The organism is Spiroplasma sp. Moj (genome assembly GCF_016082285.1).
Lineage (GTDB): Bacteria > Bacillota_I > Bacilli_A > Mycoplasmatales > Mycoplasmataceae > Spiroplasma > Spiroplasma phoeniceum.
The window spans coordinates 1-2,542 of record NZ_MQTY02000131.1; the positions used below are offsets into that span (position 1 = coordinate 1).

At 25.9% G+C, this 2,542-nt stretch carries 3 protein-coding genes; 2 read left to right on the forward strand and 1 reads right to left on the reverse strand.

The window, feature by feature from the left end:
• The first annotated feature begins 147 nt into the window (after window positions 1-147).
• Entirely contained in the window at window positions 148-1,083 is a 936-nt protein-coding gene (locus tag BST80_RS04990; RefSeq protein WP_415746236.1) for a hypothetical protein, read from the forward strand.
• Window positions 1,084-1,134: 51 nt separating this feature from the next.
• On the opposite strand, the gene BST80_RS04995 is transcribed toward BST80_RS04990, so the two are convergent.
• Window positions 1,135-1,455, reverse strand: coding sequence for a S1 RNA-binding domain-containing protein (locus tag BST80_RS04995; protein WP_415746237.1), 321 nt, complete (start codon window positions 1,453-1,455; stop codon window positions 1,135-1,137).
• Window positions 1,456-1,642: 187 nt separating this feature from the next.
• Here BST80_RS04995 and BST80_RS05000 point away from each other — a divergent pair, with 187 nt between their 5' ends.
• Window positions 1,643-2,245, forward strand: coding sequence for an FMN-dependent NADH-azoreductase (locus BST80_RS05000; RefSeq protein WP_415746238.1), 603 nt, complete (start codon window positions 1,643-1,645; stop codon window positions 2,243-2,245).
• Window positions 2,246-2,542 lie beyond the last annotated feature (297 nt).

Consider the following 2,542-nt stretch of genomic DNA (forward strand, 5'->3'; position numbering starts at 1 on the left):
TTTCATTTTAATCTCCATTCTAATTTAAAGACTAAATCAGTGGTCTAAAATGTATATGGTTTTCACACAAATATTGCCAATTAAAATCTTGCTTTTCTCGTTGAAAACTAGTATAATAAAAAATATATTAATTAGAAGAGCCCAAAAATGGAAAATATAACAAACAACGAAACAATATTAAAACTAAATAATAATAAAATTTGAATATTAAAAAATAATATTAAAACTTTAACTAAAAGTTGACGGTTTTGATTTAAAATAATAATTGGTCTTTTACCAATTATTTCAATTATTGTTTTTACTAGTGTTAGTTTATCATTGACATTATGGTCTAAACATCATGGAATATTTCCCAAAAGTTGAGTACCAAAGTATGAAACAAAATTAGCAGAGTTACAAAGTTGATCAGATATTAATATTAGTTTTATGGTTATTTTTCGAAACCTAACCTTATATACTTCATATTCAACATTGCTTTTTTCTGCTTTCTTCCTTAATTCTGCGTTTAATACGTTAAAAGAAGGAAAAGGGCGATATGATAATAGTAAAGTAGGATTATTAACAATGGTAGTTATTTGCTTTACGTTATTCTTTTATAATCTTTCTTTACCAATTACTGATGATTTTAAAAGTTGATTACCAATTCAATGAATGAGTATGTTTTTGCAACATTCTTTAATTCCGCTATTAGGTGTGATTTATTATTTTGTTTTTTATCAACATCATGATTTAAGTTATAACAAAATAACTATGTTACGTTGATGAGGTTATAGTTTAGTAACAATTTTAGGTTATTTCTTGGTGTTTACTATTTTTGGTTATATTTTAAAAGTAACTCATAATTGAAAACCATGACCAGATATGTCATTCTCGGGTTATTTCCCATATGATTTTATGGAATTTACAAATCCAAAAGCTAGTTATACAAATGGTAAAGTTACGATGGCTGTCCAAACAATTGTTGTTTACACAACCTTTGCCCTAATTATTAGTGGCTGTTACTTTTGATTCTATTTTGCACAAAATAAAATTAGTAGTAAACAAACAAACCAGTTACAAAAACAATTAAATTTAGCAAAATAAAAAGTAGTTTGAAACTACTTTTTACCTTTTTTATACTTTTTACTAGTTTATTTATTTTGATAATAAATCATGCTTATTAGGTAATGATTCTGAATTTGGCAGTGTTTCTTCCGTTGGAATATTGTCCTTTTTCAATAATTCTGGACGGCAATTTTTGTAACTTAATTTGACATGTTTTTTAACGGGGTCAAAATCAAGAACTTCTACTTCAACATTGTCACCAACATTAACAAATTCTTGAATATCTCGAACAAAGAAATCAGAAAATTCACTAATATGAATTAAACCAGCTGCGTCTTTTAATTCACAAAAAGCACCGAACGGCGTGATATTTGTTATTTTAACAATAACCTTGCTTTTTTTATCATACATAATATTTTTTTCTCCTTTTCATAACATTATTATATTATTAAAATGCTAAAAATGATTTGCTATTTTAAAAATTTTGTTAAATTTTTTAAATTATCAAAAATTATCATTTTCAACAGTTTCTAGCAATATTATTAATTAGTTTAGAGAATAAAATATGATAAAATAAAACGAGAAAGGAACGATAATCATGGCAAATAAAGTATTAGTAACTTATGGAACGGTTAGTCCTAATGAAAAATCATATTCAAAAGCTTTAGCAACTCGTTTTCTTAAATATTATCAAGCAGCAAATGCAAACGATGAAATTATTCGTTTAGATTTAAACGAAACCCCAATGGCCCTTAAAACACTTACGCGTGATAATTTTGGCACTTATTTTAATGCAGAGGATGCTGATGTTTATATTAATCAATTAAAAGAAGTGCAAAAAGTTATTGTTGTATGTCCAATGAACAACTTTAATGTTTCTGGCTTAATGAAAAATTACTTAGATCATGTGTTAGTTGCAGATAAAACATTTTCATATAAATATGCAAAAAAAGGTGATGCAATCGGGTTATTACCACATTTAAAAGTACAAATTTTAACAACCCAAGGAGCTCCTTTTGGTTGATATCCATGGGGAAATCACACCGAATATTTAAAAGGAACATGAGAATTTGTTGGTGCTACTGTTAATAAACCAATTCTTGTTGCAGGAACGAAAGTTGCTCCAACCAATGCCCTAAGTCCAGATGAGTTAATTGACCAATATGATGAAGAAATTCAAAAAGTTGTTAAAACATTTTAATTAACAAAAATAATAAAAACTCAACATCTGTTGAGTTTTTATTTGCTTATTAATGTTTGTACTAATAAATTATGATAAACTTAATAANTATANNATTTTAAAATTAATTTNAAANTAAATTATGTAAACTGTAAAACGAAACGCGCTAAAACAACTCTTATTAAAGGGTTNTTTTTTTATTTGTAAACCCATAATTATTAATTAATTCAGAGAAAGGTAAGGTGTTGTCTTTTCTCTGTTTCAATAGATTTCTTGCATAACCTATTAAAATAATTGTAAATATTTTTAAAAAGATAC